The organism is Kribbella sindirgiensis, from assembly GCF_004331435.1.
Lineage (GTDB): Bacteria > Actinomycetota > Actinomycetes > Propionibacteriales > Kribbellaceae > Kribbella > Kribbella sindirgiensis.
On the sequence record NZ_SJKA01000001.1, the window covers coordinates 1 to 26,173 of the forward strand.

At 69.0% G+C, this 26,173-nt stretch carries 22 protein-coding genes; 14 read left to right on the top strand and 8 right to left on the bottom strand.

Annotated features, from left to right (window positions below):
* Positions 1-764 precede the first annotated feature (764 nt).
* From lanKC to E0H50_RS00025, 5 genes are all read left to right on the top strand, one after another.
* On the top strand, positions 765-3,320 hold the full coding sequence (gene lanKC, locus E0H50_RS00005; RefSeq protein WP_131283422.1) for a class III lanthionine synthetase LanKC: 2,556 nt from the start codon (positions 765-767) through the stop codon (positions 3,318-3,320).
* Positions 3,321-3,323: 3 nt separating this feature from the next.
* Positions 3,324-3,461 (top strand): SapB/AmfS family lanthipeptide, encoded by a 138-nt coding sequence (locus tag E0H50_RS00010; protein WP_130387812.1) that lies wholly within the window; start codon positions 3,324-3,326, stop codon positions 3,459-3,461.
* A 299-nt stretch (positions 3,462-3,760) separates the two neighbouring features.
* Positions 3,761-5,572, top strand: coding sequence for a prolyl oligopeptidase family serine peptidase (locus tag E0H50_RS00015; protein WP_238150679.1), 1,812 nt, complete (start codon positions 3,761-3,763; stop codon positions 5,570-5,572).
* Positions 5,569-7,221 (top strand): ABC transporter ATP-binding protein, encoded by a 1,653-nt coding sequence (locus tag E0H50_RS00020; RefSeq protein ID WP_131283424.1) that lies wholly within the window; start codon positions 5,569-5,571, stop codon positions 7,219-7,221. Before E0H50_RS00015 ends, E0H50_RS00020 begins: the two co-directional genes overlap by 4 nt.
* Entirely contained in the window at positions 7,218-8,876 is a 1,659-nt protein-coding gene (locus tag E0H50_RS00025; protein WP_131283426.1) for an ABC transporter ATP-binding protein, read from the top strand. Before E0H50_RS00020 ends, E0H50_RS00025 begins: the two co-directional genes overlap by 4 nt.
* A gap of 8 nt (positions 8,877-8,884) precedes the next feature.
* On the opposite strand, the gene E0H50_RS00030 is transcribed toward E0H50_RS00025, so the two are convergent.
* Positions 8,885-9,484 carry a response regulator transcription factor gene (locus E0H50_RS00030; RefSeq protein ID WP_238150680.1) on the bottom strand — a complete coding sequence of 200 codons (600 nt, stop codon included), beginning with the start codon at positions 9,482-9,484 and terminating at the stop codon, positions 8,885-8,887.
* 430 nt (positions 9,485-9,914) lie between these two features.
* Between E0H50_RS00030 and E0H50_RS00035 the strand changes: the two genes are divergently transcribed.
* Positions 9,915-10,535: a transglycosylase family protein gene (locus tag E0H50_RS00035; RefSeq protein WP_131283428.1), complete on the top strand. Its 621-nt coding sequence runs from the start codon at positions 9,915-9,917 to the stop codon at positions 10,533-10,535.
* Between the two features lie 142 nt (positions 10,536-10,677).
* Here the strand turns inward: E0H50_RS00035 and E0H50_RS00040 are convergent, their stop codons facing one another.
* Genes E0H50_RS00040 through E0H50_RS00050 form a run of 3 tightly spaced genes read right to left on the bottom strand, consistent with a single transcriptional unit; the run spans position 10,678 to position 12,563 of the window.
* Positions 10,678-11,328 carry a class I SAM-dependent methyltransferase gene (locus E0H50_RS00040; RefSeq protein WP_131283430.1) on the bottom strand — a complete coding sequence of 217 codons (651 nt, stop codon included), beginning with the start codon at positions 11,326-11,328 and terminating at the stop codon, positions 10,678-10,680.
* 4 nt (positions 11,329-11,332) lie between these two features.
* The gene (locus E0H50_RS00045; RefSeq protein WP_131283432.1) at positions 11,333-11,974 is read right to left on the bottom strand and encodes a Pr6Pr family membrane protein; all 642 of its coding nucleotides are present in this window, start codon (positions 11,972-11,974) and stop codon (positions 11,333-11,335) included.
* A gap of 40 nt (positions 11,975-12,014) precedes the next feature.
* On the bottom strand, positions 12,015-12,563 hold the full coding sequence (locus tag E0H50_RS00050) for a 2TM domain-containing protein (protein WP_131283434.1): 549 nt from the start codon (positions 12,561-12,563) through the stop codon (positions 12,015-12,017).
* Positions 12,564-12,640: 77 nt separating this feature from the next.
* Between E0H50_RS00050 and E0H50_RS00055 the strand changes: the two genes are divergently transcribed.
* The 3 genes from E0H50_RS00055 to E0H50_RS00065 all read left to right on the top strand — a co-directional run bounded on the left by E0H50_RS00055 (position 12,641) and on the right by E0H50_RS00065 (position 15,971).
* Entirely contained in the window at positions 12,641-13,249 is a 609-nt protein-coding gene (locus tag E0H50_RS00055; protein ID WP_131283436.1) for a TetR/AcrR family transcriptional regulator, read from the top strand.
* 72 nt (positions 13,250-13,321) lie between these two features.
* Positions 13,322-13,834, top strand: coding sequence for an AAA family ATPase (locus E0H50_RS00060; RefSeq protein ID WP_131283438.1), 513 nt, complete (start codon positions 13,322-13,324; stop codon positions 13,832-13,834).
* 34 nt (positions 13,835-13,868) lie between these two features.
* Complete coding sequence (locus E0H50_RS00065; protein WP_131283440.1) at positions 13,869-15,971, top strand: molybdopterin-dependent oxidoreductase; 2,103 nt, start codon at positions 13,869-13,871, stop codon at positions 15,969-15,971.
* Here E0H50_RS00065 and E0H50_RS00070 read toward each other — a convergent pair.
* Positions 15,943-16,950 carry a LacI family DNA-binding transcriptional regulator gene (locus E0H50_RS00070; protein WP_131283442.1) on the bottom strand — a complete coding sequence of 336 codons (1,008 nt, stop codon included), beginning with the start codon at positions 16,948-16,950 and terminating at the stop codon, positions 15,943-15,945. The two genes, E0H50_RS00065 and E0H50_RS00070, sit on opposite strands and share 29 nt — an antisense overlap.
* Before the next feature lie 298 nt (positions 16,951-17,248).
* On the opposite strand from E0H50_RS00070, the gene E0H50_RS00075 reads away from it, so the two are divergent.
* The 4 genes from E0H50_RS00075 to E0H50_RS00090 all read left to right on the top strand — a co-directional run bounded on the left by E0H50_RS00075 (position 17,249) and on the right by E0H50_RS00090 (position 22,197).
* Positions 17,249-17,998: a sugar phosphate isomerase/epimerase family protein gene (locus E0H50_RS00075; protein ID WP_131283444.1), complete on the top strand. Its 750-nt coding sequence runs from the start codon at positions 17,249-17,251 to the stop codon at positions 17,996-17,998.
* On the top strand, positions 17,995-19,092 hold the full coding sequence (locus E0H50_RS00080) for a Gfo/Idh/MocA family protein (RefSeq protein WP_131283446.1): 1,098 nt from the start codon (positions 17,995-17,997) through the stop codon (positions 19,090-19,092). Before E0H50_RS00075 ends, E0H50_RS00080 begins: the two co-directional genes overlap by 4 nt.
* Positions 19,089-19,694 carry an SGNH/GDSL hydrolase family protein gene (locus E0H50_RS00085; RefSeq protein ID WP_238150681.1) on the top strand — a complete coding sequence of 202 codons (606 nt, stop codon included), beginning with the start codon at positions 19,089-19,091 and terminating at the stop codon, positions 19,692-19,694. Before E0H50_RS00080 ends, E0H50_RS00085 begins: the two co-directional genes overlap by 4 nt.
* Before the next feature lie 70 nt (positions 19,695-19,764).
* Positions 19,765-22,197: a glycoside hydrolase family 2 protein gene (locus E0H50_RS00090; protein ID WP_131283448.1), complete on the top strand. Its 2,433-nt coding sequence runs from the start codon at positions 19,765-19,767 to the stop codon at positions 22,195-22,197.
* Here E0H50_RS00090 and E0H50_RS00095 read toward each other — a convergent pair.
* A complete protein-coding gene (locus E0H50_RS00095; RefSeq protein ID WP_131283450.1) occupies positions 22,189-22,761 on the bottom strand; it encodes a TetR/AcrR family transcriptional regulator in 573 nt (190 codons plus the stop codon). The genes E0H50_RS00090 and E0H50_RS00095 overlap by 9 nt on opposite strands.
* Positions 22,762-22,830: 69 nt before the next feature.
* Between E0H50_RS00095 and E0H50_RS00100 the strand changes: the two genes are divergently transcribed.
* The gene (locus E0H50_RS00100; protein ID WP_131283452.1) at positions 22,831-23,385 is read left to right on the top strand and encodes a GNAT family N-acetyltransferase; all 555 of its coding nucleotides are present in this window, start codon (positions 22,831-22,833) and stop codon (positions 23,383-23,385) included.
* 71 nt (positions 23,386-23,456) lie between these two features.
* Here the strand turns inward: E0H50_RS00100 and E0H50_RS00105 are convergent, their stop codons facing one another.
* Both E0H50_RS00105 and E0H50_RS00115 read right to left on the bottom strand, forming a co-directional pair.
* On the bottom strand, positions 23,457-24,911 hold the full coding sequence (locus E0H50_RS00105) for an NAD-dependent succinate-semialdehyde dehydrogenase (protein WP_131283454.1): 1,455 nt from the start codon (positions 24,909-24,911) through the stop codon (positions 23,457-23,459).
* A gap of 175 nt (positions 24,912-25,086) precedes the next feature.
* Positions 25,087-26,115 (bottom strand): MsnO8 family LLM class oxidoreductase, encoded by a 1,029-nt coding sequence (locus E0H50_RS00115; RefSeq protein WP_238150682.1) that lies wholly within the window; start codon positions 26,113-26,115, stop codon positions 25,087-25,089.
* Positions 26,116-26,173 lie beyond the last annotated feature (58 nt).

Here is a 26,173-nt window from a genome sequence, read left to right on the forward strand (position 1 = left end):
AGCTCTCGCGGCATCACAGTCAAACCGGCTTACCGAGCGGCCCACCCCATCTTCCCACCCCCGAGGAGTCGGCGAAGCAGACAAGAGCTTCTGATGTGTAACAGGGGTACGACTTCCCGGGGCCGCGGGCTCCCCGAACTGGTTTGGGGAGCCAGAGCAGCCACGGGGTGGAGGGTGCGGGGCGGTTCGACAGGGAGAGCATCGGCACCCATCGGCCTGGCCGCCGGCGGGACTGTTCGTCGCGGTCGCCTCGACAGTACGTATACGTCCACTGTCGGGCGATCCGGCCTGCGGCACGGTGCGTGGTGGCGGGTAGTAGACGTATACGTACTGTCGAGATGCAGCTTCGGGGACTGCGTCTGCAGGTGAGTGTGGTTGGTCGGTTGGCGGGGGAAGAGACACCCACCGGGGGCAGCGGACAGCGAATACCCGGTCCGAGCCCACCAGAACCTGTCGCACGGCCCCGGAGGGTGTCCACAGGTCCGTGAGACAAGCGCGTGCGGCACCGCTGTCCGATCGAGCCGAGTTGGTGGTACGACGCATGCCGATGGAAGTTACGGGCTGTGATGTTGTTGCGGTGGATTGACATGTTGTCACGAGATGATTCACGCTCAGGATGCGCGATTCGGTAACGAAGAGTGTTTACTTACTCACTCGTAGTATGTGGGTTCTTCACACGAGAGTGATGACATCGTGCACTACGCCGACCCCGGTCGCGGCGCCCAAGATGTGGCGACGCACCAGGAAAGGGGGGTCGGACAGTCATGCACGAGAGTTACGAGTTCTACTGCCTTGCGGATCGGCGGTTCTACGAGACGCCGGCCAACCGCGGCGCGCAGCATCCGGATTTCGCGATCACGCAGCGGCCGGTGCCGAGCGGCTGGCAGCACGTGCCGGGCGAGCAGTGGATGCACTACGCGCCCGACGTCCTCCGGCTTCCCCAGCAGGGCTGGAAGATCCACGTCTCGGCCCGGCTCCAGGACGTCGAGCGGACGCTCGAGGCCGTGTGGGAGTACTGCGTCCCGCGTGGCATCGCGTTCAAGTTCCTGCGCAACGAGGCCGTCCTGGTGATGACGAACTCGAAGGCCGCTCCCCGCGGGTCGAGCGGCAAACTGGTGACGATCTACCCGACCGACGACACGCAGCTCGAGCTCGTGCTCAAGGAGCTCGACGAAGTCCTCCAAGGCGTCGAAGGCCCTTATATCCTGAGCGATCTGCGCTACGCCGAGGGTCCGCTGTTCGTCCGGTACGGCGCCTTCGTCAGCAGGTACTGCCTGTCTCCGACCGGCGAGCGCGTCCTGGCGATCGAGGACGCCCAGGGCAATCTGGTCCCGGACCACCGCGGGCCGACCTTCGTCCTGCCGCCCTGGATCCAGCTCCCGGACTTCCTGCGGCCGCACCTCGACGCACGCAACGCCGTCACCACCAACGACCTCGCGTACACGATCGACGGCGTCATCCAGTTCTCCAACGGCGGCGGCGTGTACCTCGGCCACCACAACGAGACCGGCGACCGCGTCGTACTCAAGGAGGGTCGCCCGCACGCCGGTCTCGACATGGCGGGGCGGGACGCGGTCGCGAGGATCTCCCACGAGCGCGACATCCTCGAGCAGCTGGACGGCCTGGACGCCGTACCGGCGACCCACGACTATCTGCAGCTGGGTGACCACCACTTCCTCGTGCAGGAGCACATCGACTCGGTGTCGCTCCAGCGCGAGCTGGTACGGCGTTATCCGCTGACGCATCCGGACGCGACCGAGGCCGACAAGGCGTCGTACGCCGAGTGGGCGACCGCGATGATCGCCAAGGTCGGCGAGGCCGTCGGTCAGCTGCACGAGCGCGGCGTGGTGTTCTGCGACCTGCATCCGGACAACCTGCTGCTCGACGTGAACGGCAAGCTGACGCTGATCGACTTCGAGGTCGCGACCAGGGCCGAGGAGCACGCCCGTTCGACACTCGCCCATCCCGGGTACGCGGCTCCTCAGGACCGGCAGGGCGTCGACATCGACCGGTACGCGCTCGCCTGTATCGCGCTCGGAATGTACGCGCCGCAGGCGACGATCCTGCTGAATCTGCATCCCGGCAAGGCGTTCCAGCTCGCCGACATGATCGCCGAGACGTTCCTGGTGCCGCGCGCCCAGCTCGACGAAGCGGTCCGCACGATCGTCGGCTCCAACGAGAGCAATGTGCTGGCCGACCTGGCGCTACCCGGTCAGGCCGAGTGGACCGCGGTACGCGACGCGCTCACCAAAGCGATCGTGGCGAGCGCGACTCCGGAGCGCACCGACCGCCTGTTCCCCGGCGACATCGCGCAGTTCCGCGACGGCGGCGGCATCGACCTCGCCACGGGCGCGGCCGGCGTTCTCTACGCGCTCGCCAAGACCGGCGCCGGACGCTTCCCGGCGTACGAGGACTGGCTGCGGAAGCGAGCTCTCGACGCTGCTGCCGGCCCTGGCCTGTACGACGGTCTGCACGGCGTCGCGCACGTCCTCGACGAGCTCGGTCACCGGCAGGACGCACTTGACCTGGTCGACCGCACTCTCGCCGACGACTGGAGCTCCCGCGAGCTCGGGCTGCACTCCGGTCTGGCCGGCATCGGCCTGAGCCTCCTGCACTTCGACACCGAGCCGACGCTCCGCGCGAAGGCGGTCCGGGTCCTCGACCTGGTCGCAGATCGACTCGATCAGGACGTACCAGAGATCAGTGGCGGCCAGCATGCGCGCGCCGGTCTGATGTACGGCGCCTCCGGTCCGGCACTGCTGTTCCTCAACGCGTTCGAGCAGCTCGGCGACACCGGTCTGCTCGACCTTGCGGAGATCGCGATCCGGCAGGACCTCAAGCGCACCGTGCTCACCGAGGACGGGATGCGCCAGGTCAACCAGGGCTGGCGGACCCTGCCGTACCTCGAAGAGGGCTCGGCCGGCGTCGCGCTCGTCCTCGAGCGCTACCTGCGGCACCGCCCGTCCGAAGAGCTCGCCCTCACGCTGCAAGAGCTCAAGCGGGTCACACACTGCTCCTACTACGTACAGCCCGGGCTGTTCATGGGTCGCGCCGGCATTCTTCTCACTGCAGCCGCCCTTGACGACCAGGTCGACGACCTGGTGCACGGCCTCGGCTGGCACGCGATGCCGTTCGAGGGCGGCCTCGCGTACCCGGGCAACCAGCTGCTCCGTCTCTCGATGGACCTGGCCACCGGATCGGCCGGCGTCCTGCTGGCTCTGGGAACGGCGCTGCACGACGCGCCGGTGTCCCTCCCGTTCCTCGGACCTCCCCAGTGGTCCGAGTCTTCATCCCGACGATCTGCACCGAAGGAGGTGTAAAACATGGCACTTCTCGACCTTCAGGGTCTGGAGACCCCGGGTTACGGCCACGGCGGCCACCACCACGGCGGCTCCACGCTGACCGTGCTGGGCTGCGCTTCGCAGACCCCGAGCAACCTGAGCCTGCTGCTCTGCCACTGATACGGCACCTGTATGTCAGGTAGTGAGGCCCTGGGTGGGATTCCCGCCCAGGGCCGACCTGTCTCCGAACCGGTAGCCCCGAGCCCGCGGGCTCGTTGTGTTGGTGGACAAGGTGCTGTCTGGTAGTCCAGCGCCGTAGCGAGGAGGTGCTCGGTGCGGTGCATCGGCGCGCGGGGGCGAAGGTCTCGATGCGGAGCATCGTGGCCTTCGGTCCCGTGCGGCGAGGTGCCGTGCCGAGTGCCCCGCAGTAGGCGCTGGACTACCAGACAGCACCTCGAGAGAGTGAGGTGATTGTCTCCGTGCAGTCGTATCCATGCGCCGAGCGTCTGACGCTCGTGGAGCAGGTGCACGGTTGTACCGTCGCGGACCCGTACCGCTGGCTCGAGGACCCGTTGGCGTCCGAGCGCTGGCTGAGGGACCAGGACGACCTGTGGCTGACGTACGCCGCGTCGCTGACCAGCCGGTTCCGCTGGAAGAGCCGCGTCCGGCAGCTGTCCGACGTCAGCAGCGTGTCCACGCCTGTCTGGCGCGGTGGCCGCTGCTTCACCCTGCGCCGCGAGACCGGTCAGCAGTATGCCGTGCTGTACGTCGACGAGACACCGCTGCTCGACCCGAAGCAACTCGACCCGAGCGGTCTGACCACGCTCGACGCCTGGCAGCCCTCTCCGGACGGCACCAAGCTGGCGTACCAACTCTCCCGCGGCGGCGACGAGCGCTCCGCACTGAGCGTCCTCGACATCTCGAGCGGTCAAGTCATCGACGGCCCGATCGACGGCTGCCGGTACTCCCCCGTGGCCTGGCTCCCGGACAACGACACCTTCTACTACGTGCGCTTCCGTCAGGTACGCCGCCACCGCCTGGGCGACCCCGACGACGCCACGGTCCTGGCCGGCGAGGCGTCGTACGGGCTGGAGATCAGCGCGGACGGTCGCTGGCTGACGATCTGCACGACGACCGATGTATGGCTCGCCGACCTGACGACGGACGCGCTGCCGAGGCACCTCCCGCAGGAGGCGACCACGATCATGTCGGTCGGTCCGGACGGCCGTTTGTACGTCGTCACGACGCAGGACGCGCCCACCGGCCGGATCTGCGTCGGCGACCCGACCGAGCCGACCGTCTGGCACGACTACATCCGGCCGACGGCACCACTGACCGGCCTGGCCGTCCTCGACGACGTGGTCCTCGTCAGCACGGCCACCGAGATCACCGTCCACGACCGGCTGACCGGCCGCCTGCTCCGGACACTCGAGCTGCCCGGTCACGGGTCTGTCGGCTCGCTCTCGGGGCACGGTCAGCGCGCTTGGTTCACCTACACCGACAGCGTCACGCCGCCGACGGTCTGCTGCTACGACGCAGGCAAGGTACAGACCCCGCTCCGCCACGCAGAGCCCTCTGATACACACCAGCTGACAACCAGCTCCGGTGTCGAGCTGCGGGTCATCGGAAAACCGGGGCCGCGCCCAACGATCCTCTACGGGTACGGCGGGTTCGGGCAGGAGCTCACTCCGACGTACTCCGCGTTCGCGCTGGCCTGGGTCGAGGCAGGTGGCTCATTCGTCACTGCCACCCTCCGCACTCGCCACAGCAAGCAGGAGACCGTCGACGACTTCCTCGCCGCCGCCGAGCACCTGATCGCCGAAGGCTGGACCACTGCCGACCAGCTCGCCATCTGTGGTGAGTCGAACGGTGGTCTCCTCACCGCGGCCGCACTCACCCAACGCCCGGAGCTGTTCGCAGCCGCTGTCTGCTCCGCGCCGCTGACGGACATGGTCCGCTACGAGCTGTCAGGCCTCGGCGAACGCTGGACCGCGGAGTACGGCACAGCGCAGGACCCCGACGACTTCAAGAACCTCCTGTCCTACTCGCCGTACCACCGCGTCGCCGACGGCGTGAAGTACCCGGCCGTACTGCTGACGGCGTTCGGCAACGACACCCGCGTCGATCCGCTGCACGCAAGGAAGCTGTGCGCGGCGCTGCAGCACGCGACGGCGAGCACCCGGCCGGTGCTGCTGCGGTTCGAGCCGGACGCCGGACATACGACCGGCGGCGTCAACCTGGCCGCCGACATCCTCGCGTTCGTCGCCCACCAGACGGGCCTGGACTCATGATCAGCTTCGGAGAGGTCGCGAAGCATGGGCGCGGGTGGTTGCCGGTGATCGGGGTCAACGCGCTGATCGGAAGCGCCGTCACGCTCGCACTGCCGACGGTCCTCGGCCGGTCGGTCGACTCGATCGTGGCCGGCACCGGCTACACGCGCTGGCTGGTCGTCGCGGCCGCGCTCATCGGGCTCGGCATCGCGGCGAGCATCGTGGACGCGTTCGCCGGCGCGGCCTGTGTCGCCGAGACCACTGCCTGGCTGCGCCATCGGCTGGTCCGGCACGTCGTCCGCGGCGGCCCCGGCGGCACGCGCGACTTCGAGACCGGCGACCTCGTCACCCGCGTCTCGGCCAACGCCACCGACGCTGCTCAGGCCGGACCGGCCTTGGTGACCGCGATCGCCGCCATCGCCCCACCACTCGGCAGCCTCGTCCTGCTGGCGGTGATCGACCCCTGGCTGGCCGCCGCGTTCTTCGGCGGCGTGCTGCTCGTGATCCTGGTCCTCTGGACCTTCGCGAAGCGGACCGCCGATGTCAGCCTCGCCTACCAGGAGACCCAGGGCCGCATCGCCGCTCTCCTGTCCGAGTCGCTCACCGGCATCCGCACCATCACGGCCGCCGGTACGACGGAACGTGAGGAGCGCCGCATCCTCGGCCTGCTCCCCGAACTGCACCGCAACGGCGTCGTCACCTGGCGGATCCTGGCTCGCTCCGGCGCACAGGCCGCGGTCGTCGGCCCGCTCGTTCTGGTCGCCGTCCTAGCCGTCGGCGGGCTGCAACTCGTGGCTGGCAACATCACCGCGGGCGAGCTGTTCGCCGCTTCGCAGTACGCCGTGCTCGGCGCAGGGCTCGGCAACCTGACCGGTGTCCTCGGCGAGCTCGCCCGCGCCAAGGCCGGCGTCCAACGATCCGCCGAGGTGATCGCGGTCGAGCCCGTCGCGCACGGCACCTTGACCCTGCCGGCCGGTCCCGGGCAGCTCACGTTCGACGGGGTCAGCGTGGTCGCCGACGGGAACGTCCTGCTCGACAACGTAAATCTGGACCTCCCGGGTGGGATCACGATCGCGGTCGTCGGGCCGAGCGGTGCCGGCAAGTCGGTCCTCGCGGCGGTCGCCGCGCGGCTGCGAGACCCGTCGACGGGTCAGGTCTCGCTCGACGGCGTACCGCTGCAGGCTGTCAGCCGGCGCGCGCTGCGCAGCGCGGTCGGGTGCGCGTTCGAGCGCCCGCAACTGGTCGGACGGACAGTCGGCGAGGCGATCGACCCGCACGCGGTCAGCCCGATCCGTACCCTCGCCGCCGCCCGCGCCACGCACGCGCACGATTTCGTCAGCCGCCTGCCCGACGGCTACTTCACTTCGTTGCGCAAGGCACCGATGTCGGGCGGCGAACGGCAACGCCTCGGCCTCGCCCGCGCCTGGTCGGCAGGCCGCCTCCTGGTCCTCGACGACGCGACGTCGAGCCTGGACACCGCGACCGAACGCCAGATCAGCCGCACGCTCACCGAGGACCGGCATCACCGCACCCGCCTGATCGTCACCCACCGGCCGGCCACCGCCGCGCGCGCGGACCTCGTCCTCTGGCTCGACCACGGCCAGGTCCAAGCCATCGCCCCCCACGCCGACCTCTGGCACAACACGTCGTACCGAGCCGTGTTCGGATGAGAAGAGAGCTGTCGTACGGCGCTGCTGCGTTGCGGAAGCGGGCCTCGGTCAAGTTGATCGGGTGGTCGGTTCCGGAGATCCTGCCGACGGCGGTGTACGGGATCGCGGTGGCGCGGGCGACGGACAGTTTTCTCGACGGGCATGCGTGGCGAGGAATCGCCTGGCTGGGCGGGCTGGTCGCGACGGCTTGCCTGGGGGCGGCCGGCGCGCGGCAGGTGTATGGGCGGCTCGGTGAGTTGGTCGAGCCGTTGCGGGACGATCTGGTACGCCGGGTTGTCGGCGGCGCGCTCCGATCCGGGGACGACGGGGCGGTCGCGCGGCTGAACCGGCAGGTGGAGATCGTCCGCGATACGTTCGCGGGCCTGGTCCTTGTACTGCGCAGTTTCGCGGTCACGCTGTTCGGCGTACTGACCGGGTTGTTGTCACTCGCTCCGCTCGTCGCCGCGTTCGTCGTACCGCCGTTCTTGCTGGGGTTCGTGCTGTCGCTCGCGGTCCTCGGGATGGCGGCCGACCGGGTGCGCGCGTCACTGACCGCGGACGAGGAGCTCGCGGCGTCGGCCGGCATGGTGTTCGGCGGGGTGCGCGACATCTCCGCGGCCGGGACCGAGGAGTACGCCGAGTGGTTGGCCGGCCAGCCGATCGAGGCACACGCGGCGGCGGAGCGCGCGCTGGCGAAGGTCTCGGCGCTGCGGACGTTGTGTTTCGCGGTCGGCGGCTGGCTTCCGTTGCTGATCCTGCTCGCGGCGGGGCCGTGGCTGATCGGGCGGGGAGTCAGCACGGGCACGCTGCTCGGCGGGCTCACGTACGTCCTGATCGGCCTGCAACCGGCGCTGAACACGGTGATGAACGCTCTGGGGGACAGCGGCCTGCGGTACGTGATCACGCTCGGCCGGATCCTCGACACCTCGACGCCGGCCGAAGAGTCCCGACCGGTCGCCGAACTGAACGGCTACCAGGTCCGGCTGCGTGGGTTGACGTTCGCGTACGGCCCGAAGGCGGAGCCGGTACTCGACAAACTCGACCTGACGATCCCCGAAGGTGAACACCTCGCCGTCGTCGGCCCGAGCGGCATCGGCAAGTCGACGCTGGCCGGTCTGGTCTGCGGCATGCTGATGCCGACCGGCGGTCAGATCCTGCTGGGCGGCGCAGCGCCGACGGAGGTGGCCACGGAGCGGCTGGCCGGGACGCGCGTGCTGATCCCGCAGGAGGCGTACGTCTTCACCGGGACCGCGCGCGACAACCTCAGGTATTTGTTGCCTGACGCAACAGATCATCAGCTCGAGCTCGCCGTCAAGACCGTCGGCGCGGACCAGCTCGTCGAACGCATCGGCGGCCTGGACGCCGAGGTCCGGCCGAGCGCACTGTCAGCCGGCGAGAAGCAACTGATCGCGCTGGTCCGCGCGTACCTGTCCCCCGCTCCGCTCGTCGTCCTCGACGAAGCGACCTGTTTCCTCGACCCCGAGGCCGAACGCCAGGCGGAGGAAGCGTTCGCCAGGCGCCCCGGCACGCTGATCGTGATCGCGCACCGGATCAGCTCGGCCCTGCGCGCCAAACGAATCCTGGTCCTCGACGGCAACCAGGCCACCCTCGGCAGCCACGCCGGCCTGATGCGGACGTCCCGCCTGTACCGCGATCTCCACGGCAGCTGGACCTAGATGTACGCCTAGATCCAGCCCGCGTCCTGGGCCTTCCGGATGGCCTCGATGCGGCTGCGGGATCCGGTCTTGGCGAGGATCCGGGACAGGTAGTTCCGCACGGTGCCCGCGCTGAGGCTGAGCGTGCGGGCGACCTCCTGAGCCGTCGCGCCGGTGGTGACGTGCCGCAGTACCTCGCACTCACGATCGGTCAGCGGGTTGTCACCGGCCTTCAACGCCGCCACAGCGAGTCGTACGTCGACCACGGGCAGCCCCTTCGCGACATCGCGCACCGCCTGCACAAGGAGGTCCGTGGTCGCGTCGGTGGCGATCAACCCGATCCGCGGCGCCTGCTTCACCAGTGCCAGGCTGGTCGCCGCGATCGCCTCGTGGTCGATCAGCACCAGCACGCCCCGTCCGGCGAGTTTGCGGCAGAGCTCCTCGATCCGGATCCGGCCGGGGAGCTGCGGGTCGAGCAGGAACACGTCCGGACGCCGCCCGGCCACCTGGAGGACGTCCTCCGAGCGGTCCAGCTCGGCCACCACGTCCAGGTCGTTCTCCCTTGCCAGCACCGCGGCCAGTGCACCACGCACCAACGTGCCGCGATGGCCGAGAGCCACTCGGATCACCGCTTCTGCCCCCATCACAATCCGTCGCCTCATCCACCGGAAGCCGCCCCCGATCGACGGCCGGCGGCACCCGTGTCTCGATAACGAGCGAACCGTCCGGACGACACGGGAAGCGCCGTCGACATGGTCGCGGCACGCGCATTTCGGGCGGTGGCAAACCGATCGGTTCCGCGCTTCGGTCATCGGCGTGTCGGGCCCGGAAACCGTTCTGTTGTTGGGGTTTCGGAATGTCAGACCATGGAAAAAGTTCGGGGCAGATCGGAATCGGGGGTTGCGTTTCCGCCGAACCTCGCACAGGATGACTCAGGTCGCGCCGTTACCGGGGCGTGACCGTTCGGACGCCGTCCTGTGACCTGTCCGAGTGCCCCTCCCCTGCACGGGGGGCCTGGTGCGTCCCACCATGCCCAAGCTCACAAGGAGCGCATTTCAGATGTCCAAGGCCCGACATGCGCGCGCCCGGCGAAGCACTCGCCGGGTGGCCCGAACCCTCTCCATCGCCGGTCTGGGAGCCGGCATCACCGCAGCAGGCGCCGGTGCGGCGTTCGCGACCGACTACCAGGTCAAGGCCGGTGACACCCTCTCCGAGATCGCCCAGGCCAACGGCGCCGACTGGCACGAACTGGCCCGGATCAACAACCTGAAGGACCCGAATCTCATCCTGATCGGGCAGACCCTCTCGCTGGACGGCGTGAAGAAGGCCGCCACCCCGGCGCCGAAGAAGGTCACCAAGAAGTCCGAGGCGAAGAAGTCCGAGAAGACCGAGCGCAAGGCCCGGACCAGCCGTTCCGAGGACCGCCCGTCGACCGGCAAGGCCAACCTGAGCGGCGCCTGGGCCAAGGTCGCGAACTGCGAGTCCAGCGGCAACCCGCGCGCGGTGAACCCGGCCGGCTACTACGGGCTGTTCCAGTTCGACCTGCAGACCTGGCGCAGCGTCGGCGGTTCCGGCAACCCGGCGAAGGCCTCCGCGGCCGAGCAGCTGATGCGCGCGAAGAAGCTCTACGCGCAGCGCGGCGCCTCTCCGTGGCCCGTCTGCGGCAAGTACCTCCGCTGACCCGGCAGCCGGGCGGGTCGGTGGTAGACCGTCCTCCCGCCACCTGCCCGGCACCCCCCTGGACGCTTCCCGCCCATCGTGACGGGTTAGTGCGCAACTCATCCGTGAGCGCGATGGGTTGGGAAGCACCACCAGACAGGACCTAAGTGCGGGTGATGACCAGCATCTCGTCGGCGCCGACCTGGAACTCGTAGGGCACCTTGCGGATCTCAGAGGTCACGCCCTCGAGCGAGTCCAGCAGCTCCGGCAGCCAGGGGATCGACTCGCCGGCCCCCTGCAGCACCAGCGGGAAGATCCGCACCTCGGCGTTGCTGACGCGGATCAGCTCCCGCAGCGCGGCCTCGTGCCAGTCGCGGTCGTACTTGTCGGACCAGGTGAACAGCAGGTGCGAGCACAGCACCAGCTCGAACCGCCGATCACCGAACGGCAGGTCCGGCAGTCCCGCGGCGACGTACCGCTCCGGCGCGGCCGCGACGTCCTGCAGGAACCGGTCGGCCGCCTCGATCCGGTACTGGTCCTTGCGCTCCGGCGACCCGTACCAGTGCCAGACGAAGCTCCCTTCGTGTTCGCCGATGATCCCCGACGTCGCCGGCAGGCTGCGCCGGACGCTGTCGACGAGTTCGGGATGATCCAGCTCGTACGCCGGATCGACGGCGATCGCGTCGACGCCACGGGCCGCAGCCTCGGCGGTGAAGCCGGCGCCGCCCGCGCAGCAGTCGAGTACGGAGTCGGGGAGTTCCTTCAGGTCGAACATCGCTTCGTACTCGGCGTACGAGCGCGAGGTCACCAGCACGGGTCTACCTTTCGACGGTTGTCTTCCGGCGCAGGCGGCGATCGAGGGTGGTCGCCCCCGCCGCCAGAGCCAGGAACAGTACCGCCACCAGCAGACAGTTCAGTAGCACCCGCCCGTACCCGTGGTCGTCGACGTTCACGAACGGGTACGGATAGAAGTGCACGAACGCCCCGCGGATCAGGGTGAACGCGAGCCACAGCAACGGGAACACGATCGACCACCCGACGATCCGCCAGTCGGTCTGGTCCCGCGGTCCGAACAGCAGCCAGCCGAGTACGCCGACGACCGGGGCAATGGTGTGCAGCAGGAGGTTCGCCACCCACGCCCAGCCGCTCAGGTCGTCCAGCCCTGCCAGCGCCGTGTGGTAGACGATCCCGGTCACCGCGATGCACAGCACGCCGTTCAGCCGCAGCGTCTTGAACAGCTCACCGTGCGAACGGCCCGGCCACAGCGCGAGCACGAGCGCCGTACCGCCGAGCAGCAGGTTCGACTGGATCGTGAAGTACGCGAACACGTTGAAGAAGCGTTCGGGCGCGGTGGAGAAGAAGCCCTCCTCGTTCTGCGCCGACAGCGGCAACTGAATCCCGATTCCCGCGACGACCACCGCAACGGTCAGCCACGTCCAGATACGCCCCGTCATCGTCATAATCGCAATGTACGACGACCACGCCGCGCGCGTGGGGAGATCAGACCGACTGCTTCTCCCGCGCCTCCGGCTCGGCGCCCTCGAACGAGTAGCTGAACGAGACGATCGCGTCGATCACCAGCACGATGGTCCAGGTCCACGCCGGCCCGAGCGCCGCGTCGTACCCGCGGCCGGAGAGCAGGCCGAGGCCGACCATGATGCCGACACCGACGGCGTACGCGAGCAGGTGCCGGAACCAGCCCGCACGTTCGCGGCGGGCACGCTCCGGCCCCTTCTTCGGCGGCTTCACCGGACGCGGCGCACCTCCCATGTAGTGCGCGGCCCAGCCGTCCGCCCACTTCAGCGTCTGGTGCCCGAACCCGACACTGACGCCGATGAAGATCGCGGCCAGCGAGTGCTTGAACGCAGGCTCGCCCCCGCGATGGATGTCCAGGACGCTCGCGACCAGCATCACGACGTCGACCAGCGGTACGCCGGCCAGCAGTACGAGACCGGCCTTCGGCTGCCGCAGCAGGTAGCGCGTCACCATGCCGGCGGCGAGCAGGACCCAGAATCCGATCTCACACGCGGCGATCACAGCGATCAGCACAGCGTTCCCCTCCCGAGAATGTTTTCAGTACGACTGTGTTGTAAACGAGACTAACACAGATGTGCTAAAAAGGACGGGTGCCGAAGATCGTCGACCACGCCACCCGCCGCGAGGAGATCGCCGAGGCGCTCTGGCGGGTGGTACGCCGGGACGGGATCCGCGCGGCCTCGGTCCGTACCGTCGCCGCCGAGGCGGGCTGGTCGGCGGGCGCGGTGCGTTACTACTTCCCCGACCAGGACGGGCTGCTCAGCTTCGCGATGGACCTGGTGTCGCGCCGGGTGACCGAGCGGATCAGCAAGATCGAGCACAAAGGCAGCGTGCAGACCATCGTGCTGCGCTACCTCGACGAGGTCCTTCCCTTGGACGCCGAGCGCCGAGCCGAGTTCGACGTCTGGCTGGCGTTCACCGCGCAGGCCCGTGCCGAATCCGACGCCGGCGCCCTGCAGGAGCACCTCGACACGGTCCACAACGGACTGCGTCAACTCTGCGAGTCACTGCTCCGCTCACTCGCCGATGCGGGCGTCCTGAGGCAGGGTCTCGATCTGCGCCGCGAGGTCGACCTGCTGCACGCCGTACTCGACGGCCTCGCACTGCACGCGGCGATCCAGCCCGCGCGCACCACGCCGTCGCGACTGCGGCAGTTGATGCGCCACCATCTGGAGTCGCTGATGGCCGAAAACCCCTGACAAACCTGGGGTTTTCGGAGAAGAATCGCCGAGACCGGACTAAAACCTCGCGGCACGTGGCACGATCACCGCATGGAGTCCGAGGGGGTGATCGTCGTCAGTGGAATCATGGCGGCGGGGAAGTCGTCGGTGTCCCAAATGCTCGCCGAGAGATTCCAGTACGGCGTGCATCTTCGGGGGGACGTTTTCCGGCGAATGATCGTCAGCGGTCAGGCCTCGATGGCCGACGACGTACTCGAGGCGCAACGGCAGTTGCAGTTGCGCTACCGGCTGGCCTGCAAGGCCGCCGACGAGTACGCGAACGCCGGTTTCACGGTGGTGCTGCAGGACGTGGTGATCGGTGAACTGCTGCGCGAATTCCTGGACGGCATCCAGACCCGGCCGCGCTACCTCGTCGTCCTGACGCCGCGGCCGGAGGTCATCTCGACCCGGCTCGGCGGCGCGCATCATCTGGTCGACGAGCTCGACTACGAACTGCACGCGTTCAGTCCGCGGCGCGGCTTGTGGCTGGACAACTCCGATCTGTCGGTCGGCGAGACCGTGGACGCGATCCTCGGGCGTCTCGACGAGGCACGCTTCGACTGATGCGGCCCGCGCTACCCGAGGGTAGTTTGAGTGGATGACCGTACGGCGGACGTCCTGCAATCTCTGTGAAGCGATCTGCGGTGTCCTGGTGACCGTCGAGGACGGGCGCGTCACCGACATCCGCGGTGACGAGTCCGACCCGCTGTCGCGCGGTCACATCTGCCCGAAGGCGGTCGCGCTGCGCGATCTCCAGGAGGATCCCGACCGGTTGACCACACCGGTACGCCGGACGCCGGACGGCTGGCAGGAGATCGGCTGGGACGCGGCGTACGAGCTCGTCGTCGGCAAGCTCACCGGGATCCAGCGCGAGCACGGGCGGAACGCGGTCGGCGTGTACCTGGGGAACCCGAACGTGCACAGTCTCGGCGCGCTCACCCACCTGCCGACGATGGTCCGGCAGTTGCGGACCCGGAACCGGTTCAGCGCGACGTCGATCGACCAGTTGCCGCACATGCTCGCGTCGTACCTGCTGTACGGGCACCAGTTGATGGTCGCGATACCGGATATCGACCGGACGTCGTACCTGTTGATGCTCGGGGCGAACCCGTTGGCGTCGAACGGGAGCATGATGACCGCGCCCGGGTTCGGAAAACGGTTGAAGGAGTTGCGGAAACGCGGCGGAAAGCTGGTCGTCGTCGATCCCCGCCGGACCGAGACTGCAGCGGTTTCCGACGAGCACCATTTCGTCCGTCCGGGCACGGACGCGGCGTTTCTGCTCGCGGTCATCCACGAGGTGATCACGCAGGGCTTCGCGCGGCCGGCGGCGTACGTCGACGGGTTCGAGGCCGTGGAGGCTGCGGTCGAGGCGTGGACGCCGGAACGGGCCGCGGGCGTCACCGGCATCCCGGCGGACGTGATCCGGCGGATCGCCCAGGAATTCGGCGCGGCCGAGCGGGCGGCCTGTTACGGGCGGGTCGGGGTGTCGACGCAGCAGTTCGGCGCGATCTGCCAGTGGGCGATCCAGGTGCTGAACATCATCACCGGAAACCTCGACCGGCCCGGCGGGACGATGTTCCCGCGGCCGGCCGTGAACCCGTTGCTCGGGCTCGGACGCGGGCATGTCGGCGTCTGGAAGAGCCGGGTGCGCGGGTTGCCGGAGTTCGGCGGTGAGCTGCCGGTGTCGACGATGGCCGAGGAGATCCTGACGCCGGGCGAGGGCCAGATCCGCGCGATGGTCACGGTCGCCGGGAACCCGGTGCTGTCGACACCGGACGGACGGCGGCTGGACGAGGCGCTCGGGTCACTGGACTTCATGGTCGCGGTGGATCCGTACATCAACGAGACGACGCGGCACGCCGACGTGATCCTGCCGCCCGCGCCGCCCCTGGAGCGGGACCACTACGACATCGTGTTCCATCAACTGGCGGTGCGGAACACGGCGCGCTGGAACGACGCCGTACTCCCGAAACCCGCATCGGCGCGGCACGACTGGGAGATCTTCCGCGATCTCGGGCTCGCCTTGGTACGACGTACTCCGTGGAGCCGGCGCCGGGTCGAGACGACGGTGCGGCTGCGGTTGTCGCCGCGGCGGATCGTGGACGCGGGGCTGCGGATCGGGCCGTATCGGCTGTCGGTCGGGAAGTTGCGGCGTTCGCCGGGCGGGATCGACCTGGGGCCGCTGCAGCCGGCACTGCCCGGGGCTCTGCACAAGAAGTCGAAGCGGATCGATCTTGCGCAGCGGATGATCCTGGACGATCTGCCGCGACTGGACGCGTTGACCACCGTCGCGGTCGACGAGCTCCTGCTGATCGGCCGCCGGCACCTGCGGAACAACAACTCCTGGATGCACAACTCCGCGCGGCTGGTGAAGGGGAAGCCGCGCCACCAGCTCCTGATGCATCCGCACGACCTGGCCGACCGCGACCTCGCCGACGGCCAGCTGGTGACCGTCACCTCCGCGGCCGGCTCGATCGCGGTAGAGGTTGCCTCCAGCAACGACATCATGCCGGGGGTGGTCAGCCTGCCGCACGGCTTCGGCCACAACCGGCCCGGCACGCAGCTGACGATCGCCAACCGTGTCGACGGATCGAGCGCGAACGACATCACCGACGCGGCCTTCATCGACCCCACGGCAGGCACCGCGGCCGTCAACGGAGTCCCCGTCACGGTCACCGCGGGGCAGAGCTCTCCCGAATGAGCAGCAGCGGCGTCGAGTACAGGTGCGCCTGCGGTTGCGCGCCCGCCAGGACATCCAGCAGGCGGTGCATCACCTCGGCGCCGTAGCCGACCACGTTGTGACTCAGGGCCGTGAGGGTCGGATGCGTGATCCGGCACAGCGGCGAGTCGTCCCAGGCGACCAGCGTGATGTCGTCGGGGATGCGCAGGCCGAGCGCCTGAATGACGGCCAGTCCGGCGACCGCCATCAGGTCGTTGTCGTAGATGATCGCCGTCGGCCGCGGGATCGCGGCCAGTACGTCGCGGGTCGCGTCGGCACCTTGTGTCGCCGAGAAGTCGGTGTGATGGACCATCGCTGTCAGCGCGAGCCGCCGGGCGGCCACGTCGTACGCCTGGTCACGGATCCAGACGTCGCCGAACTCGGGCGGACCGGCGATCCGCGCGATCACCCGGTGCCCGAGCGACTCCACATGATCGAGCGCCGCGGTCATCGCCGCGGTGGCGTCCGTCCAGACGCACGGCATCCCGTCCGCGAGCGCGGGATCGCCGACCAGAACGGCCGGCAGACCGAGTTTGCGCAGTACCGGGATGCGCGGATCGGCGACCCGGAGATCGACGACGATCACTCCGTCGACGCGACGCTCGGCGGCCCACTTCCGGTACGTCGCGACTTCCTCGTCCAGGTCGGCGACGACCTGCAGGGCGAGCGCGAACGACTTCTCCGACAGGACCGATTCGACGCCGCCGACGAAGCCCATGAAGTACGGCTCCTCGATCAGCGTCTGCGCGGATCTGGCGAGTACCAGCCCGAACGTCTCACTGCGCGCGGCGGACAGTTGCCGCGCGGCCCGGTTCGGCACCCACTCCAGTTCGGCGGCGACCTTCAGCACGCGCGCCCGGGTCGCCTCCGACACCCCGGGCTGGTTGTTGAGCGCGTACGACACCGCTCCTTGGGAGACCCCACAACGCCGGGCGATCTCCTTGATGGTCACACGAGACACGACGACACCCTCCTCACGGGCGGCCGGATCGCTGACGGTCGATCCAGCACCCTTCAGTGTTGCGCCGTTTCCACCCTCTGTCATCACCTGGGCACACAAAGTGACCGTTTGATCAAACCTCTGCCCCGCGGGCGAAAACCGGGGATTTCGGGCTTGGTGACCGCCCAGTCGTTGGGCGGAGGGTGGTGTGGACCGGGGCGGTTGGGATACGGTTTCCTTCGTTACTTAACCGGTTCGGCTTATCAGTCGGCGTCCACCCCAGGGCAGCGGGTCACGGCGCCGCCGACAAGGAGAAACCATGGTCGCAAAGGACCACCTGTCCCTCCAGCTCTACACGGTCCGGGGCAAGCTCGAAGAGGACTTCGACGGCACCCTGGCCCGGATCGCGGAGATCGGCTACACCAAGGTCGAGCCCTTCGGTGTCACCGCCTACGCGGACCGTCTGGCCGAGGCGCTGCCCAAGCACGGACTCTCGGCCCCGACCACGCACGCCGGCCTGCTCAAGGACGACAGTGCGCCGATCTACGCCGCCGCCGAGCGGCTCGGCATCACCACGGTCATCGACCCGCACACCGACCCGGCGCGCTGGCAGTCGGCCGACGAGATCAAGGTCATCGCCGACGGGCTGAACAAGGCCGCGGTCGAGGCGGCGGCGCACGGCATCACGGTCGGCTACCACAACCACCAGTTCGAGCTCGAGTCGAAGATCGGCGGCGTGCACGCGCTCGAGATTCTGGTCGACAACCTGTCCGACGACGTGATCCTCGAGGTCGACACGTACTGGGCCGCGGTCGGCGGCGCCGACGTACCGGCGCTGCTGAAGAAGTTCGGCGACCGGGTCACCGCGATCCACGTCAAGGACGGCGACGGCACGCTGAACAACAAGGCGCAGGTCGCGGTCGGCGACGGCACCATCGCGGTCCGGGACATCCTGGCCGCCGCGCCGCAGGCGCTCCGGGTGGTCGAGCTGGACGACTTCACCGGCGAGATCCTCGACGCGGTCGCGGGCAGCTACGCGTTCCTGACCGGAGAGGGTGCACCTGAATGACGGCAGTCGGTGTTGGTGTGGTCGGCGCCGGAGTGATCTCCGACGCCTACATCAAGAGCATGCAGAGCTTCCCGGACCTGAAGGTCGTCGCGATCGGCGACCTTCGGCCGGAGGCCGCCAAGGAGAAGGCCGAGCAGTACGGCATCGAGACCCACGGGGGTCCCGAGGCGGTGCTGAGCAACCCGGACGTCGAGATCGTGGTCAACCTGACCATCCCGGTCGCGCACGTCGAGGTGGCCCTCGCCGCGGTGGCCGCCGGTAAGCACGTCTGGAGCGAGAAGCCGTTCTCGCTCGACCAGGAGAGCGGCCTGAAACTGCTGGCGACGGCACAGGACGCGGGCGTGCGGCTGGGCTGCGCACCCGACACCATCCTGGGCCCGGGTCTGCAGGAGTCCCGCCGGATCATCGAGCGCGGCGACATCGGTACGCCGCTGACCGCGCTCACCCTGATGCAGTCCCCCGGTCCGGAGTCCTGGCACCCGAACCCGGCGTTCCTGTTCCAGGAAGGCGCGGGTCCGCTGTGGGACATCGGCCCGTACTACCTGACCACGCTGGTCCAGCTCTTCGGCCCGGTCGCCGCGGTCGCGGGGATCGGCTCGAAGTCGAAGGACAAGCGCACGATCGGCTCCGGTCCGCTGGCGGGGACCGACTTCGACGTCACCGTGCCGACGCATGTCAGCGCGATCGCGAAGTTCGAGTCGGGGCAGTCATCGCAGAGCATCTTCAGCTTCGACTCGCCGCTGTCGCGGGGTGGGTTCGTCGAGATCAGCGGCTCGGAGGCGACGCTCGCCGTCCCGGACCCGAACGGTTTCGACGGTGCGATCAAGATCCATCGCCGCGGTGCGGAGGACTGGGAGACGATCGCCGAGACGAAGGCGGTCGCGCAGCGCGGTACCGGCGTCCTCGAGATGGCGCGCGCCATCCGGGCCGACCGGCCGCACCGGGCGACCGGGGCGCTGGCGTTCCACATCGTCGACGTGATGGCCTCCATCACCGACTCGATCGACACCGGCGCATTCGTGGACGTGAAGAGCACGGTCGAGGTCGCGGCGATCCTGCCCGACGACTGGGACGTCACGGCGGCCACCCTGTGAGCATTCTCCTTGATCCCCGGCGGACCGTGGTGTTCGCCGGGGACTCGGTGACCGACTGCGGCCGCCGGACCGATCCCGACGGGCTCGGCGACGGCTACGTCCGCAACTTGTACGACGATCTCGGCGAACGCCGGCCGCGGATCGTGAACGCCGGTATCAGCGGCAACCGGGCGGTCGATCTGGCCGCCCGGTGGTCCGCCGACGTCCTGGCGCACAACCCGGCGCTGGTGTCGATCCTGATCGGGATCAACGACACCTGGCGGCGGTACGACGAGGACGACCCGACGACACCCGAGGACTTCGAGGCGTCGTACCGGTCGTTGCTCGACCCGCTGTCGTGTCCGGTGGTCCTGATGGAGCCGTTCCTGCTGCCGGTGAAGGACGGGCAGGAGGAGTGGCGCGAGGACCTGGACCCGAAGCTCGACGTGGTCCGGAAGCTGGCCGTCGAGTACGGCGCGATCCTGGTTCCCCTCGATGTCGAGCTGACCAAGCACGCAGCATCCGTCGGGCCGGCGGCGCTCGCCGGCGACGGCGTACACCCGTCCGCCGCCGGACACCGTGCCCTCGCCGATCTGTGGCGACGGTACGTGCTGGACGCCTGACCTTCACCGCTCCTCGTTTCGCCGGGAGCGGTGCCGTTCTACTAAACCGGTTCACCTCTGGAGCCCGACTGTGACCTCGCTCAAGACCCTCGACCTGACCACCGACGGCGGTGCCGCCTGGACCGTGCAAGCGGTCGACGGTCCGGCGCCCGACGGCCTGATCGGACGCGCCGTGGCCGCGACCGTGCCGGGCGAGGTGCACACCGACCTGCTCGCCGCCGGTGAGATCCCGGACCCGTTCGACGGTGACAACGAGTCGGCGTTGCACTGGATCGGCCGGACCCGCTGGAAATTCCAGACAACGTTCTCCTGGGTTGCCGATGGCAACGAGCGGCAGGAGTTGGTGGCCGAGGGCCTGGACACGGTCGCGACGGTCTCAGTGAACGGCCAGGAGCTCGGCCGGACCGCGAACCAGCACCGCTCGTACCGGTTCGACGTCACCGGCGTACTGGTTGCTGGAGACAACGAGCTGGTGGTCGAGTTCGAGGGTCCGGTGGCGGCCGCCGAGGCGGAGCGGGCGAAGGTCGGCAGCTGGCCGCACACCAACCTGCACCCGTACAACGAGCTGCGGAAGATGGCCTCGAACTTCGGCTGGGACTGGGGACCGGACGTCGCCACCGCGGGGATCTGGCGGCCGATCCGGATCGAGTCCTGGTCCGGCGTACGCATCGACTCCGTCCGCCCGCTCGCCGGCGCCGACGGCGTTCTGAACACCTTTGTCTCGCTGATCTGGACCGACACCGCCGCCGAGTACGCCACCGTCACCGCGGAGGTCGGCGGGACAACACAGTCCACGAGCGTCAAGCCCGGCACCGACACCGCCGTCCTCACCAACCGGGTCCCCGCGGTGGACCTCTGGTGGCCACGCGGGCATGGCGAGCAACCGTTGTACGACGTGACGGTGACGCTGGCCGACGACACGTGGACCGGCCGGGTCGGTTTCCGGGACATCAGCCTGAACGTTGCCCCGGACAACGACGGTACGCCGTTCGTACTGTCTGTGAACGGCAAGCCGATCTACGTCCGCGGCGCGAACTGGATCCCCGACGACGCGTTCGTCACCCGCCTGAACGCGGACACCTACCGGACCAGCATCGAGGACGCGGTCGACTCCGGCATGAACCTGCTGCGCGTCTGGGGCGGCGGGATCTACGAGAGCGAGGACTTCTACGACATCTGCGACGAGCTCGGAATCCTGGTCTGGCAGGACTTCCTGTTCGCGTGCGCGGCGTACTCCGAGGAAGAGCCGCTGTGGAGCGAGGTCGAGGCGGAGGCGCGCGAGGCCGTCACCCGACTGAGCCGGCACGCCAGCCTCGCGGTGTGGAACGGCAACAACGAGAACATCTGGGGGTACGTCGAGTGGGGCTGGCGGGTCCCGCTGGCCGGGCGGCCGTGGGGCGCCGGGTACTACCTCGACCTGCTGCCGAAGATCGTCGCCGAGCTCGACCCGCGGACGCCGTACTCGGCCGGCAGCCCGTACTCGTTCGACCAGTTCATCCACCCGAACGACGACCGGCACGGGACGATGCACATCTGGGACGTCTGGAACCAGGTGGACTACACGACGTACCGCAAGTACAAGCCGCGGTTCGTGTCGGAGTTCGGGTTCCAGGGGCCGCCGGCGTGGTCGACGCTGACGTCGGTCGTGCACGACGCGCCGTTGGACCCGTACGGGCAGCAGATGCTGGTGCACCAGAAGGCGTTCGAGGGTAACCTCAAGCTGGAGCGCGGACTGGGCGAGCACCTCCCGGTCTGGAAGGACATCGACGACTGGCACTGGATCACGCAGCTGAACCAGGCGCGGGCGATCGCCTACGGTATCGAGCACTTCCGCAGCCTGTTCCCGTTGAACACCGGCGCGGTCGTCTGGCAGCTCAACGACAACTGGCCGGTGGTCTCATGGGCGGCCGTCGACGGGCACGGGATCCGGAAGCCGTTGTGGTACGCGTTGAAGCGCGTGTACGCCGACCGGCTGCTGACCGTGCAGCCGCGCGAGGACCAGCTGGTCGTTGCCGCACACAACGACACCGACGCGGCCTGGTCGACCGAGGTGACGGTCACGCGGCGCTCGACGCTCGGCGACGACGTGCTGGCGCAGGAGACGTTCGCGATCGAGATCGCCGCCCGGTCGGCGGTCGTCAACGACCTCCCCGAATCCGTTGCGGTTGCCGGCAACCCGGCGGCGGAGTACCTCGAGGTGCGCGGCGCCGACGGCGTCACGGCGTACTCGTACTTCGTCGAGGACACCCAGCTGCAGCTCGCGGCGGACGCCTACACCGCCACGGTCACGCCGACCGAGAACGGATACGACGTCACAGTCATAGCGACCGCGCTGGCGAAGGACCTGGCGCTCTTCCCGGACCGGTTGGACGCGGCGGCCCGAGTGGACTCGTGCCTCGTCACGCTGTCCGCGGGCGAGAGCCACACGTTCCACGTCACCGGCGCAGCCGCTCCGGCGGACATCGCAGTACCGGTCTTGCGATCGGTGAACGACCTAGTCTGAGGGGCGCAGGGCGGCCAGGTGGGTGTCCAGGATGCGGAGCTGTCGCTTGGGTGTGTAGGTCGTGGGGTCGAAAAGAGCCTGCACAACCAAGCCGTGCGCGAACGCGGCCAGACCGGTCGCCAGGTCACCCGGGTCGCCGGGCGGCAGGTCGCCCACTGACTGGGCCTTGATCACGAGGGGACGAAGGCGGGTCCGCCAGCGGCGGTAGCGGGCCCGCTCCAGGGCGTGCAGCTCGGGTTCGGCGAGAGCGACGTCCCAGGAACTGACCCAGACCCGGCTGATCTCGGTCACTTCCGGTGTCGTCGGCAGCACTGCCGCCAAAGCCGTGCGCAGGTCGGTCACTTCCGGGATCGACGCACGGGTCCGGTCTTCGGCGAGCTCCAGGGCGTGCCTGATCAGCTGCTGCTTCGATCCGAAGTAGTGCGTCACGAGACCCGTCGACGCGCCCAGCTCGGCAGCGACCGAGCGTAGCGTGAGCGCACCGAACCCGCCCTCGGCGACGACGCGCCAGACCGCGGCGGACACGTCGCGCCGCCGGGCGTCGTGATCGGTCTTCGCGGGCATGGGCCGATGGTACCGAACGTTTGTTGTGTACAGTTGCGTAACGGTTGTTATGTAATTGGAGGAGGGCTGATGTTCGCAGTACAGCTCGGTGAGGGCGCCGAACTCGGACCACTGGAGCCCTGGCAGGCGGGTGAGTTCGCGGCGCACGTGGACAAGGCGCGCGAGAACATCTCGCCGTACATCCCCTGGGCCGACCTGGTGACCGACGAGGAGCAGGCCAGGAAGTTCCTGCAGCGGTATGCCACCCGTCAGGCGGCGGACGAGGGCCGGATCTACGGGATCCGGCTGGACGGTGAACTCGTCGGCGGGTTGCTGTTCCGGGTGTTCGAGGCGAACTTCGGCGCGTGCGAACTCGGCGTCTGGCTGTCGGCCGAGGCGGAGGGACGCGGCCTGATCACCCGCGCCGGTCGCCTGCTCGTCGACTGGGCGATCGGGACCCGCGGGCTGAACCGGGTCGAGTGGCGGTGCGCGGTCGGCAACACCCGGAGCGCGGCCACGGCACAGCGACTCGACATGGTCCTCGAAGGCACGCTGCGGCAGGCGTTCCCGTACCGCGGCACGATCCACGACCTCCAGATCTGGGCAATCACGAAGGACGACTGGACCCACAGATCCTGGGCCTGACTTACGCCGACACCTTGACGTCAGTCGAACTTCCAGCTTCCCACTGAGCCGGCCGCCACTCTGAAACCTGTTCAGTCGACGTTGATTGCGACGTACTTGACGTCCAGGTACTCGTCGATGCCGATGGCGCCGCCCTCTCGGCCGAGGCCGGACTGTTTTACGCCGCCGAACGGGGCGGCGGGGTTGGAGACGATGCCCTGGTTGAGGCCGATCATGCCGGCCTCGAGGCGTTCGGAGACGCGGAGTGCACGGCTCAGATCCCTGGTGAACAGGTAGGAGACCAGGCCGAACTCCGTGTCGTTGGCCATCCGTACGGCCTCGTCCTCGGTGTCGAACGCGGTCAGCGGCGCGACCGGGCCGAAGATCTCCTCTTTCTGCAGCCGGGCGCTCTGCGGTACGTCGGCCAGCACCGTCGGCTGGAAGAAGTACCCGTTGCCCTCAGCAACCGATCCGCCGGTCAGCGCGCGGGCGCCCTGCGCGATCGCGTCCGCGACCAGATCGGCCACCTTGTCCCGCTGCTTGGAGTCGATCAGCGGGCCGACGTCGACGCCGTCCTCGGTGCCGCGGCCGACCTTCAGTGCGGCCATCCGCTCGGTCAGCCGGGTCGCGAACTCGGCCATCACCGACGACTGCACGTAGATCCGGTTGGCCGCCGTACAGGCCTCACCGCCGTTGCGCATCTTGGCCAGCATCGCGCCTTCGACGGCCTTGTCCAGGTCGGCGTCCTCGAACACCAGCAGCGGCGCGTTCCCGCCGAGCTCCATGCTGGTCCGCAGGACCTGCTCCGATGCTTGCTCGAGCAGCTTGCGGCCGACCGGAGTCGAGCCGGTGAAGGAGAGTTTGCGCGCGCGGCCGTCACGGATCAGCGGTTCCATCACGCCGCCCGCGTCGTGCGTGGTGACCACGTTGAGGACGCCGGCCGGGAGCCCGGCCTCGGTCATCAGCTCGGCCAGCTTGAGCATCGACAGCGGCGTCTGCGCGGCCGGCTTGATCACCATCGTGCAGCCGGCCGCGACCGCCGGGCCGATCTTGCGGGCACCCATCGCCGCGGGGAAGTTCCACGGCGTGATCAGCAAGCACGGGCCGACGGGCCGGCGCATCACCAGGAAGCGGCTCGCACCGTTCGGCGCGATCTGGTAGCCACCGTCGATCCGGACCGCTTCCTCGGCGAACCAGCGGAAGAACTCGGCCGCGTAGGCGATCTCGCCCTTGGACTCGGCGACCGGCTTACCCATCTCGAGCGTCATCAGCAGCGCGAGGTCGTCGGCCCGCTCGGTCATCAGCTCATAGGTGCGGCGGAGGATCTCGCCACGTTCCCGCGGCGCCGTCGCGGCCCAGTCGGCCTGTGCGGCGACCGCGGCGTCCAGAGCGGCCATACCGTCCGCCGGGCGCGCATCAGCGACCTCGCAGAGCGTCGTACCGGTCGACGGGTCCTCGACGGCAAAGGTCCTGGAGGCCGCCACCCATTTACCGCCGATGAACAACTCGGTCGGACACGCCTCGACAACTTCGCGCTCTCGTGACATACACCCAGACTAGGTCCTGTCTGGTGATCCAGCGCCGTCGCGAGGAGGTGCTCGGTGCGGTAGCTCGGCGTGCGGGGGCGAAGGTCTCGATGCGGAGCATCGTGGCCTTTGCACCCGTGCGGCGAGGTGCCGTGCCGAGTGCCCCGCAGTAGGCGATGGATTGCCAGACAGGGCCTTAGGCCGTGGCGATGAGAGGCGGTGCGGACCTCGGGACCGTGCGGACGACCCGGGTCAGGGCGGACGCGACGTTGCGCAGGATCGATGACCGGATCAGTCCGTCGAAGGCCAGCGGGACGAGCATGAGCTCGTCGGCGGTCGTCTCGACGACCAGCCCGCCCAGGGCGGCCGCGACGGTCGCACGGGAGCCGACGATGTGCCCCGGATAGTCCAGCAGCCGTTCGGCTTTACCGCGCTCACGACCGGTCAGCGGGGGCTCCAGCAACGCCATGAGCTCCCCCGGCGTCGCGCGCGCTCCAGCAGCGGCCAGGCGGCTCTGCACGCGGACATACTCGGCGAACCGGATGAGCGCTTCCTCGTCCGAGTCCGCCGCCACCACTCCGACCGTCGCAGCGATGTACGGCCGCGTTTTCGGCCCGGTCGGCTCGAAGTGCTCGCGGTACGCCGCCATCGCGGCAGGTGTCGTCGCCGCCGCGCAGTGATGCGCCAGGAACACAGGCAGCCCACGTGCAGCGGCTGTCATCGCAGCAGCCGGGCGATCGGCCAGTACGAACACAGGTGGTGCCTGGCCGGCCAGCGACAGCCGTACGTCGCCTACCGGCGCCCGCCCCGGCGTACCGTCGCGCAGGAACCCGCACAACTCGTCGAGCCGCTGCGGAAACGTGTTGCGCGCACCACTCGCGAGTGCAGCCGCAGTACTGGGCGCAACGGTGCTCTGCTCCGCGACACCGAGGTCGATCCGACCCGGGTACGCCGCAGCGAGCGCAGCGAACTGCTCGGCAACGACCAGCGGCTGGTGGTTGGTCAGTAGGAGCCCGCCGGCCCCCAACCGGATGCGATCCGTTCGTGCAGCCAGGACGGCTGCCAGTACCGCCGGTGCTGCACCGCCGACGCCTCGGACACCATGCTGCTCCCCTATCCAGAACCGGCGGTACCCGAGGTCATCAGCGGCCAGTGCGACCTCCGCCGTCTCCCGGAGCGCGGCCGCAGCCGACTGACCGGGCAGCTGCGGTACGACGTCCAGCACAGAGTGAGCCGAGACAGTCAAACCGGGAACAGGTGGAGTGAGCACCAGCCCACGGTCG

Excerpts from the sequence above, each read along its gene's own strand:
- E0H50_RS00060 (WP_131283438.1), top strand. The coding sequence starts at position 13,322 with ATGGAGTCCGAGGGGGTGATCGTCGTCAGTGGAATCATGGCGGCGGGG.
- E0H50_RS00075 (WP_131283444.1), top strand. The coding sequence starts at position 17,249 with ATGGTCGCAAAGGACCACCTGTCCCTCCAGCTCTACACGGTCCGGGGC.
- E0H50_RS00100 (WP_131283452.1), top strand. The coding sequence starts at position 22,831 with ATGTTCGCAGTACAGCTCGGTGAGGGCGCCGAACTCGGACCACTGGAG.
- E0H50_RS00010 (WP_130387812.1), top strand. The coding sequence starts at position 3,324 with ATGGCACTTCTCGACCTTCAGGGTCTGGAGACCCCGGGTTACGGCCAC.
- E0H50_RS00080 (WP_131283446.1), top strand. The coding sequence starts at position 17,995 with ATGACGGCAGTCGGTGTTGGTGTGGTCGGCGCCGGAGTGATCTCCGAC.
- E0H50_RS00105 (WP_131283454.1), bottom strand. The coding sequence starts at position 24,911 with ATGTCACGAGAGCGCGAAGTTGTCGAGGCGTGTCCGACCGAGTTGTTC.
- E0H50_RS00035 (WP_131283428.1), top strand. The coding sequence starts at position 9,915 with ATGTCCAAGGCCCGACATGCGCGCGCCCGGCGAAGCACTCGCCGGGTG.
- E0H50_RS00065 (WP_131283440.1), top strand. The coding sequence starts at position 13,869 with ATGACCGTACGGCGGACGTCCTGCAATCTCTGTGAAGCGATCTGCGGT.
- lanKC (WP_131283422.1), top strand. The coding sequence starts at position 765 with ATGCACGAGAGTTACGAGTTCTACTGCCTTGCGGATCGGCGGTTCTAC.
- E0H50_RS00020 (WP_131283424.1), top strand. The coding sequence starts at position 5,569 with ATGATCAGCTTCGGAGAGGTCGCGAAGCATGGGCGCGGGTGGTTGCCG.
- E0H50_RS00025 (WP_131283426.1), top strand. The coding sequence starts at position 7,218 with ATGAGAAGAGAGCTGTCGTACGGCGCTGCTGCGTTGCGGAAGCGGGCC.
- E0H50_RS00095 (WP_131283450.1), bottom strand. The coding sequence starts at position 22,761 with ATGCCCGCGAAGACCGATCACGACGCCCGGCGGCGCGACGTGTCCGCC.
- E0H50_RS00045 (WP_131283432.1), bottom strand. The coding sequence starts at position 11,974 with ATGACGATGACGGGGCGTATCTGGACGTGGCTGACCGTTGCGGTGGTC.